The following is a 17,973-nucleotide window of genomic DNA, read 5'->3' on the forward strand; positions in this document are numbered from 1 at the left end:
GCGCGTATCATTCAGAAAGTAATGTATTCTTGACAGCGGAATACTTGCGCTTTATGGTTAGCATTTACAAGAGGTTCACATGACAGGTAGAAAGACAGAGATTCAACGACTGGAACGCTATGGCAACCCGGCAATTTTCTTTCATTGGGTTCTTGCGCTTCTAATCACCATTATGATCGCCTTAGGCTGGTACATGATGTCCGTCGAGGAAGAACCCGGGAGCGACTGGCTTTTCAAACTGCACATTTCGATTGGTATTACGGCAGCGGCATTGATCGCCATGCGGGTAATTTGGCGGCTCAAACATGCACCGACTGCATTACCGTCCTCGCTGCCAGTTTGGCAAGCGAGGGCTTCCCGCTACACACACAAACTGCTGTATTTGCTACTGATACTCATGCCTACGACCGGGTATCTCGGAGCCTCGTTCAGTGGTGATGCTGTGGAGTATTTTGGGGTGCCGACTCCCACGTGGGTGGCGAAAAGCGACTCGCTCAAGGAACAGTTTTTTACTATTCATTCTTGGATCGCCTGGGTTTTGGTCGCGGCAGTGGCGCTCCATGTCCTAGCAGCGCTTAAGCATTTGTGGGTCGACGAAGATGGCGTATTCCAACGCATGTGGCCCTACTAATGATACTAAGCCACTGCGCCGAATAGTGCGCCTACCCCTGCTGTTACCGCCATCGCCAAAGCGCTCCAGAACGTGACGCGAATGACGCCAGGCATGATCTGGGCACCTCCAGTACGCGCTGCCAATCCGCCAAGAATTGCCAGCGATAGCAGTGCGGTCAACGCGACAATCGGAATCAATAGCGCGGTAGGTGCGAGTACCGCAACCCCTAGTGGTAACGCGGCACCTACTGCGAAGCTGGCTGCCGAATAGATCGCTGCTTGCAGCGGCCTAGCAGTGGTAATTTCCGAAATGCCCAGTTCGTCCCTGGCATGGGCACCAATTGCGTCGTGCGCCATCAGTTGCTCAGCGACTCGCGCAGCAAGCGATTGCTCAAGTCCGCGTCGCACATAGATCGCCGTTAGTTCACGGTGTTCGCTATCGATGTCCGCCTCGAGCTCGGCATGCTCTTCAGCTAGAGCGGCCTTTTCAGTGTCGGCTTGCGAATACACCGACACGTATTCGCCCGTCGCCATTGACATCGCGCCGGCGACTAGACCGGCCACGCCGGTCAGCAGAATGCTTCCGTGCCCGGCGCTTGCCGAGGCGACTCCTAAAATAAGGCTCGCGGTAGACACGATTCCATCGTTTGCACCAAGCACTGCTGCGCGAAGCCAACCGATGGCTTCAATACGGTGCCGCTCATCATGTTGTCTTGGCATAGTTGCAGTATCGTCGAAATTAAGAAGATGTTTCTAGCTCGATGGCCCCAGGGTCTTTAATCTTATGCTATCTGGGCACTAAAAGCGACTAATCCCCAATGCCACCTCTAGCAGGGCGTTGAAAAAGGACTGCACTCCTTCGGATTTTGTCGCCCGAAATGCGTTTTTTTCGGGCTGGAAGCCGCATTCTGCCTAAAAACCGGTTTCTCGGCGCTTTCTAGACTGTTTTTTAGTACTTATCAGCACTTTCCGCCCACTCTGGACGGAGTTATCCCACCACCGCCGACAAGCGCCAGCCAAAGATGGTCGCCATGCGGGTCAGGTTGTAAGCTGCGAAGGTGAACGTGGTCTGCGCGCGCACCTTTGCCAGGCCGACGAAGCGCGCCTTGTGCCGGTCGCCAGTGTGGTGGTGGCGTCGACCACGAGGCCGTTACGGTTCTCCATCAGCGCGTGGCCCAGGTAGCACAGCCTGGACTTGTCGCCGTCGCCTTTTTTGTACAGCCGCGCGTCTGGATCGGTCGTCGATTGGTGTGTTTCATTGGAGCGTTTCTCTCCCTTGAAGTCGACTGTGGCGTTGCGCCCGTTGTCGCTCGGCGGCGGCCCGCTGCCATCCTTCTTGGTGAAGCTCTTGACCGAGGCCCCCGCTTCGATCATGGTGCCGTCGACGGTGAAATGTTCGTCCGAAATCAGGCTTTGCCATTCGGCTATGCGCAGCACCTGGGCAAAGAAGCGCTGCGTCATCGCCTCGCTGAACAAGCGCTCGCAGTTGGCACTGAAGGTCGAGTGGTTCCACACGGGCTCGTCGAGGTTCATGCCGACGAACCAGTGGTACAGCAGGTTGTATTCAATGTGCTGCACCAGTTGACGCTCGGAGCGGATCGAGAACAGCGTCTGGATCAAGCTGGCGCGCAGCAGGCGCTCAGGTGCGATGGAAGGACGCCCGCGTCGCGAATACAGTGTCTGGAAATCGTAGTTCATGTTGACCAAGATGGCGTCGACCAGCACCCGTAGCTTGCGCAGTGGATGCGCATCGGGGATGCGTTCCTCCAAAGTGCGGTAACTGTACAGCGAGTGCTGGGTGACGTCGGTCTTGCGCATGATGGCGGTCGAAGGTGGGGTTGATTAGACAACGTTTACCGGCTCGGGTCGGTTGACGGGCGCGGCGATTAAATCAACACCCTGCTAGACCAGTACTTTTTTACGAGCGGAGTATCCTACCGCCTAAACTGGACAGTGGCGTTCGGTAGCTGGTCCTCGGCTTTAACCACGATCAAATGCGTGAGCGCTAGCGACTGCGGTTAGTTGCAGCTAATGCTAGTTCGCGCGAATGAAATGCCGGTCTGCGCGGCTAAATGCAGGTTCATTTGCAGCTAATGCTGGTTTGAAGGGGCTGTCAGTTGCAGTTATTCCTGGCCGAGAGTCGGCTTGAATGCTGGCCGGGCCCCGTTTCAAATGCAGGTCACTACAAGTAGCCATCGCATGTGCGGCCTCATATTCGTTTTGTGCAAGTACGCCAGCCACCAAGCTTTCCAAAATCAAACCAATCAACGGTGCGAATGCGAGGATCCACACCACCGTATTGTTGACAGCTACCGTTGGTGAGGGTGCCTTGATGGATGGCGCACCACATTTTGGACAAGCAGGAGCACTCACGTGAATTTGATGAGAGCAGTGCTGGCAGTTTAGAAATGAACTCATTTTTTCCTTTATTTGGAAGTTAGTTAAATTGGGTATTCCCTAAGAGAACAAGAAGGCCGAGTGCTGCAAAAGTGACGGCGACAATCGATAAGGTTTTAAGAGGCTTGTGTTGCTGCAGGCTGATTGCGCCGAGGATTAGGCTGCCCACCCCTAAAATAACTACGCCCAAGATGGCGTCCTTGTTGTGCGCCCCCTCAACACCCACACTGCCTAGGAATGCTAGGCCAGCAAAAATTGCAGAGACGATGCCCATCCATCCCGATTCCTCTGCGCACTTAATGGCTACTGCTTGAACCGCACCGCATTGGGGGCAGGATGGGGCACTTTCGTGAAGTTCTTTACTGCATCCGCGGCAAAAGACCATGGGTATTTTTCCTATGAATAAAGGTTGGTGAGCAGGGTGTGGTGAAGTGTTGCTTATCTTGAGTGAGCTTATTTTAAACCAAATAAGATATAATTAAACCAATTGGTTGCGGTGTGGCATCTTTGCATGCGGCACAATATGCAAATGCCTACCATCGAAGAAAAAAGTGCTTTCACTAAACGTTTACGTTTAGCGTTGCGCCGTAGCCAAGAAGCTGTCGAAGGTGCGACCGAGCTCGCTATCCAATTTAGTCTGCGTTACGACGGGACAGCGATTTCTCCCCAAACAGCGCATAAATGGCTAAGTGGGCGCTCAGTACCAACCGAAGATAAGTTAGTCACGCTAGCGAATTGGTTAAATGTGGATAAGCATTGGCTGCACTACGGTCCGTCACCAGAAAAGTCGGAGTCGAGTTCAAAAGCTGCAGGAAAGAAGAGCAGTGTCCATGCTCCTTCTAAAGAAGCAGTTACTTTGGCTCAGAAAATTCAAGCACTGCCCCCTCATCAACGTTATTTGATCGAAGAATTGGTAACGCAATTCCAAGAATAAATGGTCGGCTTTAAATGAGGGCCGTCGTCTGCCATAGCGCTTTCGCTTTCAACGTTGCCCCTTGTCCGAACCAAGCCGAATCCAGCCGATGATCAACACTCTTGGCTCGCCGTTCGTGATCCACAAACGCGGTGACTGCATTCAAAAGTCCAAACGCCGTACCCTTTGCCGACGGTAATTCGGCTCCTCGTCCTTTTCCTTCATAGATGCTTTTGACCTGACGCATGGTGCGATCCATGTATTGCCGTCCGTTGTGATCGGTTGGTATAGAGAAGAGGGTGCGCAAGAAAGCATCTGCTTCCTGATCCTTTAGTTTGCGTTCTGCCAGCTTGGTCATGCGGTATCTGAAATTGTCCCAAGCAGAAAATGAAATGCCCAATTCCTTCTTGACCAGGTCCGGCTCGAACGTCGTACTGTGCGGCACCTTCACGACATCCTTGCCACCAGATAAGGCAATCGCCAGGGTGTTATTGCAAACTACTCTCACGCTAGTGAACTGCGCTGTTGTCGCAAGGCTTCCATCACAGGCTGTTGCCAGCAGCAGATACCCATTAATACGATCTTTGTCTTTGATTGAAAAAGATTGTCCGGTCTTGGCCAGTGCCCATAGTTTGCGTCCACCTTTCATGACGCCGGCAGTTTCCAATTCAAACCCAGAGCGTTCCGTCAGATCCCGATAGAACTCCAGGATCTCGTCAGGCTGCACGACCTGATATCGGTTCGAGACTACAGATAAAGCAGCTTTGGTGTCTGACCGATACAGCACTTTTTGATCGCTGAACAATTGGATCTTTTCTGGTGCACCTAACAAACCCGAGTTGAAACGCACCGGTGTTTCCATAATCTTGAAATCCAAGCCGGACTGGTTGGCCCAAGTATCTAGAGACTGGTTGGGAGTGAGTACCTTACCTAAGCCATGCCATGGGGTTTGGCCTGCATAAGCCATCGTTTCAATTTCGTGTGACATTGTGTTCCCAGCATAAAAAAGCTCATGCCATCGCAATCGACAGAGGTCAGCTGGATGGCATGGGCAGGTGTGAAAGAAAGAAGAAAAGGAGCTTGTTAAGCTGTTCGTAAATGACGCTTAACTTGTGACAGCAGATTTAGTGGGCGTTGAAGGTATGTCCGCAGTGATGACATTTATTGTTGAGCAGCAGAGTGTTGTCGATGATTTTTCCAACGGTAATGCCAGTGGCACAGCCTGCAGCAGCATTAGCTAATGCATCAAGTACAGCACCAGCGATACCGCCTAGGGCCGAGCCAACTGGGCCGCCAATCAATCCGATCGATGCACCAACGCGTGCTCCTCTTGCACTGCTAGCGATAGTGATACCGATGCCAGCAAGCGCGCCGATTGCACAACCGGCCTTGGTAGCAAAATTCCTGATCTCGATTTGATGTGAGCCACACTTTGGACAAGCTTCAAATGCGGAGTAGGGTGGAAAAGCCTCTATTGGCTCCTCGGGGTCGTGCGGGTAGAGCTGGGTGGTTTCCATGAGATTCCTTCATTGTGTTGAATGAACGCACTACAGCGAAACAATGGCTGTAGCTCATGGTGGTTATATGTGGATGAGATTTTTTAGAAAAGAATATATGTACGAATTGCCTTCTTACTTTTTCATAATGCATGTCTATGATTTTTTTTTGAATCCATCAAACCATAAATAGAAAACGGCGATTGCGTATAGCAAATCAAAAAAACACTTTTGATTGATCAGGATTTAGCACTATTTAACAAAATATCCCATGAATATGGGAGGCAAGGCTGATTCATAAGTGTTTCCATTGTTGGTTGGGTAATGGAAGCAATAAGCTGTTTAGATAGCGTTTACAAGAGAGTTAAGTAGTGGCCAAGAAAAAGAAACCATCAGTCTTTAGTTGGATAGTTGGAGTACTTGTTGTCCTTTGGATTATTGGAAAAACTGAAAATGTTTGGCTGGTACTTTTCTTGGTCGGAGTAATTTATATCGTCTACAAAGCATATAAAAAGAATGCTTCTTCTAGCCAACAGGATGATCAAAGAATTCAAAGACCATCTGAATCTCTAAATCCGAGAGCTCACAAAGTGGTAAACGATACGGATGAACCTTTTCTGGTGCAGGTCAGTAGTAATGGAGCGCGCGCTTACGCAGTTCCGCCATCGCCAAATCAAGTCAGTGACGGGAAATGGATTCCCAAGGGGCAAACAGTCGAGGTTGGGCGGTTTTCCATTGCAGGCGGGATGATATATGTTGGTAACAAGTTACCTACTTATTACGGTCAACAAGATCCTGCATTGATAGACTCAAGAAAACCAATTGCGAAAGCTGGAAATTTTACTGAAGACTTAACGGGCTACTGGCCTTCTTATTCCGACATATCAAACCAGGCAAGACATGCCTACCTGCAGTGGTTGTCCGAAGGACGTACGCATCCAGAAGCAGGCATTGGATATGTCTTCTTGTTTTTCTGTGGTTTAGAGAGGCGAGCGTTGATTGATCTAAAGGGAAGCCTTAATTCGTCTGATGAAATAAAAGAAATAATTGATGAGTGCAGACGGCTTCTCGCTATTTATGGGGAAAAATCACATTCATTCTCAGGATATTGCGGCAGGTTCATAGAGTATCTCGAGTTGATGAACATACCTGAACGGAGTTATGACAATCCAGTACCAGAATTAGGACCATCTTCAGAACTGTCGTATCACTTACGCATTGCAATCGGTCAGGCCATGTTGGACAAATCGCCCATTCCAGCCCATGTGGCATTGGCATGGACAGAGCAAGACCCAGCTGTGATGCGACGCACTGCGGTTACTAGATGTAAAGCCGAGTTTCGTCGATTGTTTGAGATCAAATACAAGCAGCAGTTTGATGGAGGAATGAAGCTCACTCTGAATCTAACGAAATTAAAATTGGTATATAGACCAGCATCTGCAGGGTTTCGCGGTGGACCAGAGATTGTCTTGGATTTTGGTGACATTCCAGATGTTACCGCTCTTACCAAGCCCATTAAACTGTTGCAAATCGTTGTCGACGCTTGTACCGAAGAGCTTGATGCCTATAGCCGTTTTGTCGGTAGAAACCCAGGTCAGGAGTTGGCACTTGAAGGCTTATTACTACTGCCCGTTGATATGTGGCCGCAACCTGCACAAGACTCACTGGATCAATTGATCATGAGAGCTTCGCAAGGTATGGCGCTTATGTCCATGCGGGAGCTTGCGGATACGTTCTCTGCAATAGGTGAGTTAAGTAAGGAGCGGATTCGAGGGTTGGCACTAGCTTTATATTCTAAAAAGATAGGTTTAGAGCCAGACATCTTGGAAGGGGCGAAAACTCCGAAGGCAGAGAATAAGATTGCATTGTTTAAAATCGATTCAATCGTCGACGACAAACGTGCTGCGCCCGCATATCAGATCGCAGCAATAACACTGGAGTTAGCAGCTGCGGTAGCGCATGCAGATGGAGAATTTTCAGCTTCGGAGCTAGGCTTTTTGAATACGCACATAGAGTCTTGGGTACATTTGACACCTACTCTTCAGCGACGGCTCAAATGCCGTGCACGCCTGTTAATGGTAGAGCCGGTTTCCTTGGCCGCTCTAAAAAAGAAAGTAGAATCGCTGGACCCCTCTGCTCGCGAAATGATCGCTGGCTTTGCTGCTTCATTGGTTCAGGCTGATACAAAAGCCGCACCTGCTGAAATCAAATTACTTGAGAAGATATACAAACTGCTAGGCGTAGAGCAGAACAAGGCATACAGCGCAGTTCATCAAAATGCGACCTCGCCAGGTCTTGCGGGGCAGGCAAAGTCGGCAAGTGGTTTTGTTTTGGATAAAGACAAAATCGCTGCGTTACAACAAGACAGCGAGAGCCTATCTTCTTTGCTTGGAAATATCTTCAAAGAAGAAGTAGACATACCACCACCTATTGTCCCTGTTGAGGAAAGTGTAGCGAACAACGCTATATTGGGATTAGATGATGCACACTCGGCATTTGCACGCATGCTCTTATCAAGGATGTCTTGGTCGAGGCAAGAGCTTGGAAATATTGCCCAGGATCTTGAGGTGATGCTTGACGGTGCACTAGAGAAGTTAAATGAAGCTGCATTTGATACTTACGATTTTCCATTTACGGATGGAGATGACCCGATTGAAATCAGTCCTGAAATTATCGAGAAATTAGCAATATGAGTGCAACGCAAACAATTCGCCCAAAAGACCGTGACGCTGTTATTCAATCACTGCGCGCTGGCGTTGTCCCGCGAGCTGGCCAGCATCTAATTCAAGTCGGCAGAAAGCTGGAAGTTGAAACGCTCGTGGCAGATATGGATCGCGTTGCAGATGGCGGATCGACTATTCGATTTGTGATTGGAGAATATGGGGCGGGTAAAACATTCTTTCTGAACCTTATTCGTGCGGTTGCTATGGAAAAGAAGCTTGTAACCGCTAACGCTGATTTGAATCCGGATCGGCGCTTGCATGCGACGGGTGGGCAGGCCCGTTCGCTTTATGCCGAATTGATGAGAAATCTTTCAACTCGAACAAAGCCTGATGGCGGGGCAATGCAAGGAATTGTCGAACGATTTATTGCTACTGCCAAGACGGAAGCCCAGACAAATGGCAAAACCACTGACCTCGTCATTAGAGAAAAGCTTAACCAGCTAACAGAAATGGTTAACGGCTTTGATTTCGCAGATGTCATTGCCGCGTATTACAAAGGATTTGAAGAGGGAAATGAAGCTCTTAAATCAGATGCAATCCGTTGGCTGCGTGGAGAGTTCACTACCAAAACAGATGCACGTCAGGCGTTGGGTGTGAGAACGATCGTTGATGACTCATCGTTTTATGATCAGCTGAAGTTGTTTGCTCAGTTTGTGCGCCTAGCTGGTTACTCTGGGTTTGTGGTCTGTTTGGATGAGCTGGTGAATTTATACAAGCTATCCAATACGCAGGCACGCAACGCAAACTATGAACAGATCTTGCGCATATTGAATGACTCCTTACAGGGAGCTGCGGTCGGTCTGGGATTCATTCTTGGTGGGACACCTGAATTTTTGATGGATACGCGCAGAGGACTTTACAGTTATCCGGCATTGCAAAGTCGGTTGGCCGAGAATACTTTTGCGAAAGCCGGGCTAGTGGATTACAGCGGGCCCGTAGTGCGCCTATCAAGTCTGAGTCCGGAAGATCTCTACGTTCTTCTTCAGAAAGTTCGAACGATCTATAGTTTTGGTGATGCAGCGAAATTTCTGTTGCCGGACGAAGCAATCGGCCAATTTATGGAACATTGCTCGCTTCGTATTGGTGACAACTACTTCCGTACTCCAAGAACAACTATCACTGCGTTTATTAATCTACTGGCGGTTCTTGAACAAAATCCATCTGTTGAATGGCAAGGTTTGATTGGAGACGTTAAGGTTGACGCAGACTTGGGCGGAACTACTGATATGGAGCTAGATGCAGATGACGAATTAGTTTCGCTGAAGTTGTAAATCGTGAGCCAAAGCCAATCAACCTCGTTTGATCTATTGGATGAACGCATCCGTAGATGGATTTGGAATGAGCAGTGGACCGAGTTACGTGATGCTCAAGAGCAGGCTGTTCCCGCCATTATCAACGCCGACCGTGATGTAATTATTGCGGCTGCTACCGCCGCCGGCAAGACTGAGGCCGCATTCCTGCCTATCCTCACCGCGATGCTGTCGTCGGACACGATGGGATTGACCTTATATATAAGCCCACTTAAGGCGCTTATTAATGATCAATTCAGTAGACTTGAGCGGCTATGTGAGGCGCTTGAAATTCCTGTGTGGCCCTGGCACGGCGATATTTCCGGGTCCTTAAAGACTAAGTTTTTAAAACATCCTGAGGGTGTTCTACTCATAACACCTGAATCATTGGAGGCAATGCTTTGCAATCGCGGCTTTGCAGTGCCGCGGATTTTTGCTGATCTTCGTTACGTCGTTGTCGATGAGTTGCATGCGTTTATTGGCTCTGAACGAGGAAAGCAACTTCAGTCCTTGATGCAACGTATTGATAGCGCAGTTGATCGTAAAACTCCAAGGATTGGACTATCTGCAACGCTTGGCGATATGCAATTAGCCGCAGATTTCTTACGATCCGACCAATTACGTCCGGTGCACATCATTCAATCCAAATCAGAAGGTGGAGATCTTCGCATTCTGGTCAAGGGATTCATTGAATTGGCATCTCCTGACGACGATGACGAAAAAGAAAAAACAAAAGTCGTCGAATCTGTTTCATCTCATCTTTATAAGGTTCTTCGCGGATCGAACAATTTGGTTTTTCCAAATAGTCGAGCCAAGGTTGAACGCTACACCTACGCATTGAGACAGATGTGTGAGGCTAATAATGTTCCTAACGAGTTTTGGCCTCATCACGGCAGTCTCTCAAGGGAAATTCGAGAAGAGACAGAAGCCGCTTTGAAAAACAAAGAGCTTCATACGACGGCTGTGTGCACTAATACGCTCGAACTTGGCATTGATATCGGTAGCGTTAAAAGTATTGTGCAAATCGGGCCAGCACCTTCTGTTGCTAGCTTGCGCCAGAGATTGGGAAGGTCGGGAAGACGCAAAGGAGAGCCAGCGATTCTGCGAGGTTTCGTCATTGAGTCAGAACTGACTGCTAATTCTCATCTCATGGATGAACTAAGACTTGATGTCTTTGAGTTGTGCGCAATGGTTAGCTTGTTACTCGATAACTGGTTCGAACCACCAAAGACCGACGGCCTTCATCTTTCCACGCTCGTTCAGCAGCTCTTATCGCTTATTGCACAAAAGGGTGGAATTACGGCAGTCAATGCCTACAGCGCGCTTTGTATTAATGGACCATTCAACAATATAAATAAGTCGGATTTCGTGGCATTGCTACGCCATCTCGCTACTAAAGACCTCATACAACAGGACAGCGCCGGAGTACTACTACATGGTCAGAAGGGGGAGCTCATTGTTAACCACTATGCGTTTTATGCATCCTTCGCTACTGAGGAGGAATTTCGCGTTATTACAGGTAGCAGGACGCTTGGCTCAATTCCTTTGTCCAATACCATCAGCGTGGGTGATTTCATTCTCTTCGCCGCACGAACATGGAAGATTGAACAGATAGACGAGGATCAAAAGACTATATTTGTTCATCACCACGTGACCGGCCGACCACCATCATTTAATGACCATGGTGGAATGGTTCATGATCATGTGAGAGAACGAATGAAGGCACTTTATGAATCTGGTGATGCTATTCAATGGGTTGATACCGTCGCAGCCGATTTGTTAGATCAAGGACGGGTTGCCTTTTTAAGGCATGCCCTTAGATCTCGCGTGCTTACACAGGCAGGCAGAAACGTTTTGATTTTTACTTGGTTGGGTGACATGGCAAATGAAGCTATTGCTTCAATGCTTAAGTTGCGTGGATTTAACGCCAATTGTTTTGGACCAGCGATTGAAGTTTTTAACGCAGAGGTTGATCGCGTTGCGGATACTCTTCTGGAGTTTTCAAACGAGCCCATGTTGGATCCGATAGTTCTTTTGCATGGAGCCTATAACTTGCGCCAAGAAAAATGGGATTGGGCTTTGCCAGATGATTTATTACAGAAATCGTTTGCCAGTTTGCGTTTGAATATTGTCGTTGCGCATAAATGGCTAGTGACAAACCGATCGACAATATTGCATGCGCTGAACTAGGCGCGTGCTGTTGGTATTCAATAGCTTAGAGAATGAGGAACTGTATGGGAGAGCAAGTGAAGCAGGGCGATCGAGTAGCTGTCCTCGTGGATTGTGACAATACTTCTCCAGAGATTCTGGAATATGCACTTCGTGTAGTTGCTCAGTTCGGGCGTGTCGTCGTTCGACGAGGATATGGAAATCATGCAACGTTAGCGAATAAATGGCAGGAGGCGTTGGTTAGACTGGCTTTTACTCCTTGTCTTCAATATCAGTACGCGGCTGGGAAAAATACGTCTGACATTGCACTCGCATTAGATGCGCTCGAAGATTTGTTCGATCATCGCGCAGATACTTATTGTCTGGTCACGAGCGATTCCGATTTCGCATACTTATGTCGAAAGCTACGAGAGCGTGGGGCGACTGTTTGTATCGTCGGAGAAGAAAAAACACCTGATGCTCTGCGTAATGCCAGTGACCAATTTTTCGAATATCAGCCGCCTGAAGCCGAAAATGTAAAGGCTGGAGCTGCGAAGGTTGTCAAGCGTAGACCTAAAGCATTGATAGCTGCGGTTTCGTTGATTGCGGCGGAGAGTACCGAGGGGTGGGTAGGATTGGGAGCTCTGGGGCAGTACATGCGTAGAACGGATCCGGGATTCTCACCGCAGAAGAATGGATATGGTGGTTTGCTGGAAATGGTGAAGACTTACCCTGATCTAGTAACGCGAGTAGATGGCGGAGGCCATTGGGTACAATTAAAAGAAAGAGTTGATTGAGTCAACCATAGCCTGGTTTGGCAATATTTAAAATTAATAAAAATAATCAGGGGGTGATGAATGACTTATCGGATGCGTCGCATGGTGCTGATCAATATTGGCACCAATAAAAAAACTACATCGTGTTTGATTACGACGATTGATCCGCGAGATGGGGCCGCCGTCATTGGCGCAAACGGTGTAGGGAAAACAACGACGCTTCGTCTCATCCCATTGTTCTTTGGTCATCTGCCCAGCCAGATTGTCGCCGCTGGCAAAGGTCAGGAAGCTATGCTTCGATTTGTGCTGCCAACGGCCCAGAGCGCCATCGTATTTGAATATCAGCGAGGACCTTCTGATGAACACGATATTCGCACAGCGGTAATACGTCGACGTCAGGATGGGACCGATGCGCCAGAGTATCGATTTTTCAATTCAGGTTTCAAAGTGGAATTGTTCAAGGGAGAAGACGGTATCTTCCTGGATGACGAACAGTCGACTAAAGCTGCACTTATCCAACAAATTTCATTTACACAAAAGCTCAACGGTGCCGACTACCGTTCTGTGATTCTGGGTTTACGCGCGCTAAGTAAAGATGCCTTAAAGCTGCGAAGACTTGCTGGCGACTATGCATTTGGTCCGAAGCCTTTGCCTAATATGGATCGACTTGTCGCTGCGATGGTGAAAGATCACATAAACTTTACTGACCTGATTCAGGTTGCAGTTGGTATGGTGCAAGAGGAACTTGGAACTGGAACAGCGGCGGATAGAGGCAATCTCAAGTTAAAGCAAAGTAAAGGCGTCCTCGCACAGTGGATCATCGATCGCGAGATGTGCGCGCAATCTATAAATTTGCGCCCGCGTTCAGACAAACTCAATGAACGTGTCAGCACGTATGCTCAACAAGAGGTATTTCTCAGAACGACACGGGTCAACGTACAGGCGCTCTTGCGACACAGGACTGCAGAGGTTTTGGGGCTGATCGCGAAGCTTACCGAAATTGAAGAACAGCGAGCCGGTGCAAGAATTGTAGAAAAAAACGCATTAAATACGCTGAATGCCGATCTTAAAGACGCGAGGGAAATAAGCAGCGCCGCATTGATTAAGTATGAGGAAGAGAAAGGTAAATCCGAACACTTTAAGAAACAAGATGCCGCTGGTTGGGCCTCTCAATTATCTTCCCTGCCAGCTCTGGAAATCAATCAATTAGCGATTGGCGAGCAAATTGCAACGTTTGATGCAGAGGCGGGTGTCATTGAACGCGAATACTCAACACGTGTTTCGACCGTAGAAGTCCAGTCTGCTCAAGAGTGTCAACGTTTGGAGCAGACTAAGGCCGAACCGCGCCGCCAGCATGATCGGGCCATTGAAGACATTCGTGATCGTGAGCGAGAAGAGAATCGACAGCTTGCAGCGAAAGAGCAATCAGCAAATGAAAAATTAGAAAATCAAATTCACAAACTGATTACAGAAAAAGTCACCGCTAAAATGCGCGCCCAATCTCCGACGGTTTCGCCGGAGACAAGTGTATCTCTAGGACAGGCCAACGACAGGTTGCAGCAACATGCGCGAGAAGCGAAAGATGCTGCAAGACTTCAAGGTGTATTGAAAGATCAGTATCAACAGGGCAAGCTTCTTTTTGATCGAATGGAAATCACGTTAGCTGCAGCTATTGAACGAGTTAGTGCCTCCAAAATCGAATTGCTCACCGCCGAACAAATGAACGCCCCTGCCGCTGGAACATTACTGGCGACGCTACGTGAACATCCTGACCAGAATTGGTCACGAAATCTGGCGAGGGTAATAGATGTAGATTTGCTTCAACGCCAGGATCTTCAACCGCATTTTGACAATAGTGGTGATGAAGGCAACCTTTACGGATGGCACTTGGATGTCGGCGTGCTCGGTGTGCCTGATTGGACTCGCGATGGATTCGGTAAGCAACAGATTGTAGAACGGAAGGCTGCCGTGAGCGCCGCAGAGACGCACGAGAAGCAGGTACGAATCGATCTTGCGAATGCGAGCAAAGGCCTGAATGACGCACAAGAGAAATTAAATGCTCAGACTGCTCAAGTCAGCATGTTTGAAATGCAGGATGAGGCACTAAGCAACGCGAAGGCGGTAGCACAGGAACGTTTTTCTGAAGAGACGAAAGCAATAGTTTCTGCAGCGAATAAAATGTTGGAACGTTTGAACAAAGAAGAGCAACAACTTGAAAATCAAAAACGAGAAAGCCGGCTTGAATTCGCTTCGGAACGGGCAGCGATAGGTAAACGCGCTACTACCGAAGTAGGCTATTTGGTGACATCTCTAAATGCCGCTTTGGCGGCAATCGATCAGCAAATCCGGATCGTCGAGGAAGATCTCGCTGCTCGTCGTGAAAGTTTGCAGCAGGATAGAACACGCGCTCTAGAAGAGAAAGGTATTGATAGTATTAAGCTGGATAGATTAAAAATAGAACGGGACGTTATTGTAGGAAAAATTAATGACGTTCAAAAACGTGAAGTTCTCATATCAAGTTATCTGCAATGGTTAGAAGATGGTGGACCATCGGCTGTATCGAAGGCAGAGAATGCAAAGACGAATGCCAAGCAGGTTTTGAGTCAATATGAAGAACAAAAAGAGTTGCTTATTGCCACACATAACGATGCCGAAGAATTATATGAAAGCCTGCGGCGAGCCAAGCGAGATAGCAAAGCAAATGTGGAGAGTGAGGTGGACTCACTTCAGCGGCTGGACGAAAAACTTGGCAGATTTGCCGCTATTGGTTCTGTCACGGTAGATCTAAACGCTGACTCGCGCGCATTGATTGGGCAAATCAATGAAGGGCTGACGAAACTCTACGATCTGGAAAAAGAGTTGCGTGATGAAGCACGCTGGCTCAAGTCCGAGCTTAGTATCAAAGAAGGTGCGGTTAAGAGTTTTATCGATATTAGTCTGGGCGATATTAACGAAAACAATCCCGTTGAATTGGCGACAAAGCTTCATTGGTGTCAACAGCGGATGGGGCAGCAAGTAATCCAGAACGTCAATCTCACGTTGGAATCAGTCCTAGCGACAATTTCCTTATTTCACCGCGACATTACTGCTTTTGAATCTGAGATTGGTCGTTTTAATACAAAGCTGCAGACGGCCTTAAGTGCGGTTACCCAATTCGAACGTATCAAGGATGTACAAATTCACATTACATCAAATTTCGAAAAAGTGGATTTTATTCGTAAGCTGGAAGCCATCAATGTCTATGCCCGAGATTATCGTGCGCAGTTAGGCCGCGACCGGGCCAACACTGTTCCAGCCGAGGATATCGTTTCGCTTCTCCGGGATTTCATGAGTGTTATTGGAGGAGATGGATCTCTCGAAATTAACCTTGCATCTCATGTCACGCTACACGGCAGCGTGGTCGAGAATGGCTCTCTAAAGTCGTTTAAACGCGAATCCGAACTCGAACACGTTTCGTCTAATGGTCTAACTTCCATCATCATGATTACTCTTTTGTCCGGGTTGCTCAATATGATCCGGGGCACAGAGCGAGTGCATGTTGCATGGGTCACCGATGAAGTCGGTAAGTTTGACGGCCCAAACTTTATCGCGCTGATGCAATTGTTGAAAGATAATTTAATTGACGTAGTCACGGCATCCCCAGATATCTCACCATTGCATTACAAACGATTTGCTAATCGATATCAGCTCGATGACGGCGGAATCATCAGAATGTGCGTTCCAAAAGCAGCGAAGATTGAATTGGAAGGAGCGCCATCATGATGGAGCAAACCCTGCGAGCACTACTAGACGGTCATTTCATCTGCACGGTTCGATTCAAAGATTCTTACGTGAGTTTGCAAGATGAGCTGATGCAGGAGGAAGTAAATGTCTGGCTGAACAAGCTCGACATGCGTTTAGCACGTCTAGGTGACGATGGTGCATTTTTTATGGCGCCGAACTTCATTTCGGCTAAGGAAATTACCAAAGTAAAAGACGAACTAAGGCAGTTCCGGGATGCATATGGACCTGCGGTAATCATGCTAGATTTTATTCGGCAATCGATGCCGGATTCCACGGCTCTCTCGCCAGGTGAGTATATTCGTCTTGCTGACTTGGAGCATGCAGTCATCGGTAATGCGTCTATGGAAGAGCATCTAAAAAGTATTAGCTCGTTCATCAAGGGATATGCCGCACGCAACACGGTTCGTGAAAACATTAAAAAGCTGGTTGAACATTTAAAAGAAGGTGGCTATTTGATCGTGGCCAGTAGTTCTATCGAGAGCTATCAAGTGACAGGAAAAATCGAGCAGCTTTATGCCGTGATGGCATATATCGCGGAGAACGAGGGAATACTGGGAAAACGTGTAGAGGACGAGGTAAGCGAAGAAGACATGTTCGAAGGAACGCGTAATGAATGAGGGGAGCAAGCAGGTTGCTGAGCTATTCCGAACGCTTGCGCGTCACTGTGAATTGTTGGCTGAGGCGTTTAACGGAAGTGTCGATGGTGACGACAGAAAGCGTGCAAACGCGATTGATGCACTTGTCACGGTGAAAGCCTTAAAGCCCTACGAAGATGGTGTTTATGAACTAAATCCGAGGTTACGCGAATTTGTTGCGGATCATTTAGTCACTTACCAGGCGTATCAGAGACTGACGCGTGTGTCCGCCACAATTAAACAAGCCCGGTTGCAGTGGAGAGAAATCCGGGATTTGAGGGTTACTGGCGACTATGCTGATGTCGAAAAATTGGAACGTGCTTTTAACGACTCTGTATCTGACATCGCGTATGCGGTCGAACGAAATCTTGAGTTGCTGCATTCTTTGGTAAATACGCAGTACGGTAACGTCAATAATTTTGCATCCAAACTAAGGCAGAACGTTTTTTACAGCAATGAAGTGGCATCGTTGCTTAGAGAGATGGAGCAGGTTGAGCAAGTCTTTACACAAGTTGCCGACGAAGCTCTACATGAAGGCACATTGAATGTACGTCAACTGGTGAATCGACGGTTGTTGGTTCGTCTTCTAGATTGGACTCAACGTATCAAGAGTGCACAAGAAGTCATTACTCGACGACTATTTTTGTCACGACAGCTTGAGGACCGATTGCGCCAGTTGGCAACGACGTCGCTTTGGCTACGTCAGAATAAGACTGCATCGGGGTTTGAAATTGATGTCAAGGACACAGCGCCCGCTGTTTTGTTTAAGTCTGAAGCCATTGCTGTTAAACGTCAGATCGATGTGCTGGACAGCGATTCGCTGATGCAAGATGCACTACGAGACGCTGTTGCGCGTATACCTCCACGCGAAGTGTTCAGTCTCACAGAAGAAGTCGATCTCGAAAGGATTACAGCAAGAACGGATGTTGACGATCAAGTTGTCGAAGAACTGTTGCCACATGAGCGTGCAATCGAGGTACTGGTGGAAGAGCTCATGCAGCCGGGTGCTGGTATTTCACTGGTGGAGTGGAAAACTAAGGGATCGGATGCTGATGAATTATCGATGGAGGAGTGGTTGTTGTTCTCTTCGATACAACTGCAAAGCGAGGGGTTTTGTATCAAATACCTGGAGGATGAAGCAGAAAGCCGGATGACGTTGAATCGACAATTTCATGACGTTGTTGTATCGAGAGCGTAATCG

The 17,973-nt window shown here is 48.2% G+C and carries 14 protein-coding genes and 1 pseudogene; 9 read left to right on the top strand and 6 right to left on the bottom strand.

Annotated elements, in window-relative coordinates; all coding sequences use genetic code 11:
• Positions 1-79 precede the first annotated feature (79 nt).
• Entirely contained in the window at positions 80-631 is a 552-nt protein-coding gene (locus tag IXC47_RS11865) for a cytochrome b (protein ID WP_195875759.1), read from the top strand.
• 5 nt (positions 632-636) lie between these two features.
• Here IXC47_RS11865 and IXC47_RS11870 read toward each other — a convergent pair whose 3' ends face one another.
• The 4 genes and pseudogenes from IXC47_RS11870 to IXC47_RS11885 all read right to left on the bottom strand — a co-directional run bounded on the left by IXC47_RS11870 (position 637) and on the right by IXC47_RS11885 (position 3,283).
• The gene (locus tag IXC47_RS11870; RefSeq protein ID WP_195875760.1) at positions 637-1,332 is read right to left on the bottom strand and encodes a VIT1/CCC1 transporter family protein; all 696 of its coding nucleotides are present in this window, start codon (positions 1,330-1,332) and stop codon (positions 637-639) included.
• 348 nt (positions 1,333-1,680) lie between these two features.
• Positions 1,681-2,430, bottom strand: a pseudogene (locus IXC47_RS11875) (IS5 family transposase); the annotation flags it as partial.
• A gap of 216 nt (positions 2,431-2,646) precedes the next feature.
• Complete coding sequence (locus tag IXC47_RS19380) at positions 2,647-3,030, bottom strand: hypothetical protein (RefSeq protein ID WP_230089524.1); 384 nt, start codon at positions 3,028-3,030, stop codon at positions 2,647-2,649.
• A 19-nt stretch (positions 3,031-3,049) separates the two neighbouring features.
• Positions 3,050-3,283, bottom strand: coding sequence for a hypothetical protein (locus IXC47_RS11885; RefSeq protein WP_195875762.1), 234 nt, complete (start codon positions 3,281-3,283; stop codon positions 3,050-3,052).
• A gap of 255 nt (positions 3,284-3,538) precedes the next feature.
• Between IXC47_RS11885 and IXC47_RS11890 the strand changes: the two genes are divergently transcribed.
• Positions 3,539-3,943, top strand: coding sequence for a helix-turn-helix domain-containing protein (locus tag IXC47_RS11890; RefSeq protein WP_195875818.1), 405 nt, complete (start codon positions 3,539-3,541; stop codon positions 3,941-3,943).
• 10 nt (positions 3,944-3,953) lie between these two features.
• Here IXC47_RS11890 and IXC47_RS11895 read toward each other — a convergent pair whose 3' ends face one another.
• Entirely contained in the window at positions 3,954-4,910 is a 957-nt protein-coding gene (locus tag IXC47_RS11895) for a DUF932 domain-containing protein (protein WP_195875763.1), read from the bottom strand.
• A 136-nt stretch (positions 4,911-5,046) separates the two neighbouring features.
• Positions 5,047-5,439, bottom strand: coding sequence for a hypothetical protein (locus IXC47_RS11900; protein ID WP_195875764.1), 393 nt, complete (start codon positions 5,437-5,439; stop codon positions 5,047-5,049).
• A gap of 350 nt (positions 5,440-5,789) precedes the next feature.
• Between IXC47_RS11900 and IXC47_RS11905 the strand changes: the two genes are divergently transcribed.
• The 7 genes from IXC47_RS11905 (at position 5,790) to IXC47_RS11935 (ending at position 17,970) form a co-directional block, all read left to right on the top strand.
• Positions 5,790-8,111: a tellurite resistance TerB family protein gene (locus IXC47_RS11905; RefSeq protein ID WP_195875765.1), complete on the top strand. Its 2,322-nt coding sequence runs from the start codon at positions 5,790-5,792 to the stop codon at positions 8,109-8,111.
• Positions 8,108-9,412 carry an ATP-binding protein gene (locus IXC47_RS11910; RefSeq protein WP_195875766.1) on the top strand — a complete coding sequence of 435 codons (1,305 nt, stop codon included), beginning with the start codon at positions 8,108-8,110 and terminating at the stop codon, positions 9,410-9,412. The genes IXC47_RS11905 and IXC47_RS11910 overlap by 4 nt, the downstream gene beginning before the upstream one ends.
• Positions 9,413-9,415: 3 nt before the next feature.
• Positions 9,416-11,620, top strand: a complete 2,205-nt coding sequence (locus tag IXC47_RS11915) for a DEAD/DEAH box helicase (protein ID WP_195875767.1) — start codon at positions 9,416-9,418, stop codon at positions 11,618-11,620.
• 44 nt (positions 11,621-11,664) lie between these two features.
• A complete protein-coding gene (locus IXC47_RS11920; protein ID WP_195875768.1) occupies positions 11,665-12,375 on the top strand; it encodes an NYN domain-containing protein in 711 nt (236 codons plus the stop codon).
• Between the two features lie 81 nt (positions 12,376-12,456).
• Positions 12,457-16,116 carry an ATP-binding protein gene (locus IXC47_RS11925; protein WP_195875769.1) on the top strand — a complete coding sequence of 1,220 codons (3,660 nt, stop codon included), beginning with the start codon at positions 12,457-12,459 and terminating at the stop codon, positions 16,114-16,116.
• Positions 16,113-16,754: a hypothetical protein gene (locus tag IXC47_RS11930; protein WP_195875770.1), complete on the top strand. Its 642-nt coding sequence runs from the start codon at positions 16,113-16,115 to the stop codon at positions 16,752-16,754. Before IXC47_RS11925 ends, IXC47_RS11930 begins: the two co-directional genes overlap by 4 nt.
• Positions 16,747-17,970: a hypothetical protein gene (locus IXC47_RS11935; protein ID WP_195875771.1), complete on the top strand. Its 1,224-nt coding sequence runs from the start codon at positions 16,747-16,749 to the stop codon at positions 17,968-17,970. The genes IXC47_RS11930 and IXC47_RS11935 overlap by 8 nt, the downstream gene beginning before the upstream one ends.
• Positions 17,971-17,973 lie beyond the last annotated feature (3 nt).

It is taken from the genome of Herminiimonas contaminans (genome assembly GCF_015645465.1).
In the GTDB taxonomy this organism is placed as follows: Bacteria; Pseudomonadota; Gammaproteobacteria; order Burkholderiales; family Burkholderiaceae_D; genus Oxalicibacterium; species Oxalicibacterium contaminans.

Bases quoted from the DNA above. Each gene is read 5' to 3' on its own strand.
- IXC47_RS11865 (WP_195875759.1), top strand. From the start codon at position 80: ATGACAGGTAGAAAGACAGAGATTCAACGACTGGAACGCTATGGCAAC.
- IXC47_RS11870 (WP_195875760.1), bottom strand. From the start codon at position 1,332: ATGCCAAGACAACATGATGAGCGGCACCGTATTGAAGCCATCGGTTGG.
- IXC47_RS19380 (WP_230089524.1), bottom strand. From the start codon at position 3,030: ATGAGTTCATTTCTAAACTGCCAGCACTGCTCTCATCAAATTCACGTG.
- IXC47_RS11885 (WP_195875762.1), bottom strand. From the start codon at position 3,283: ATGGGCATCGTCTCTGCAATTTTTGCTGGCCTAGCATTCCTAGGCAGT.
- IXC47_RS11890 (WP_195875818.1), top strand. From the start codon at position 3,539: ATGCCTACCATCGAAGAAAAAAGTGCTTTCACTAAACGTTTACGTTTA.
- IXC47_RS11895 (WP_195875763.1), bottom strand. From the start codon at position 4,910: ATGTCACACGAAATTGAAACGATGGCTTATGCAGGCCAAACCCCATGG.
- IXC47_RS11900 (WP_195875764.1), bottom strand. From the start codon at position 5,439: ATGGAAACCACCCAGCTCTACCCGCACGACCCCGAGGAGCCAATAGAG.
- IXC47_RS11910 (WP_195875766.1), top strand. From the start codon at position 8,108: ATGAGTGCAACGCAAACAATTCGCCCAAAAGACCGTGACGCTGTTATT.
- IXC47_RS11920 (WP_195875768.1), top strand. From the start codon at position 11,665: ATGGGAGAGCAAGTGAAGCAGGGCGATCGAGTAGCTGTCCTCGTGGAT.
- IXC47_RS11925 (WP_195875769.1), top strand. From the start codon at position 12,457: ATGGTGCTGATCAATATTGGCACCAATAAAAAAACTACATCGTGTTTG.
- IXC47_RS11930 (WP_195875770.1), top strand. From the start codon at position 16,113: ATGATGGAGCAAACCCTGCGAGCACTACTAGACGGTCATTTCATCTGC.
- IXC47_RS11935 (WP_195875771.1), top strand. From the start codon at position 16,747: ATGAATGAGGGGAGCAAGCAGGTTGCTGAGCTATTCCGAACGCTTGCG.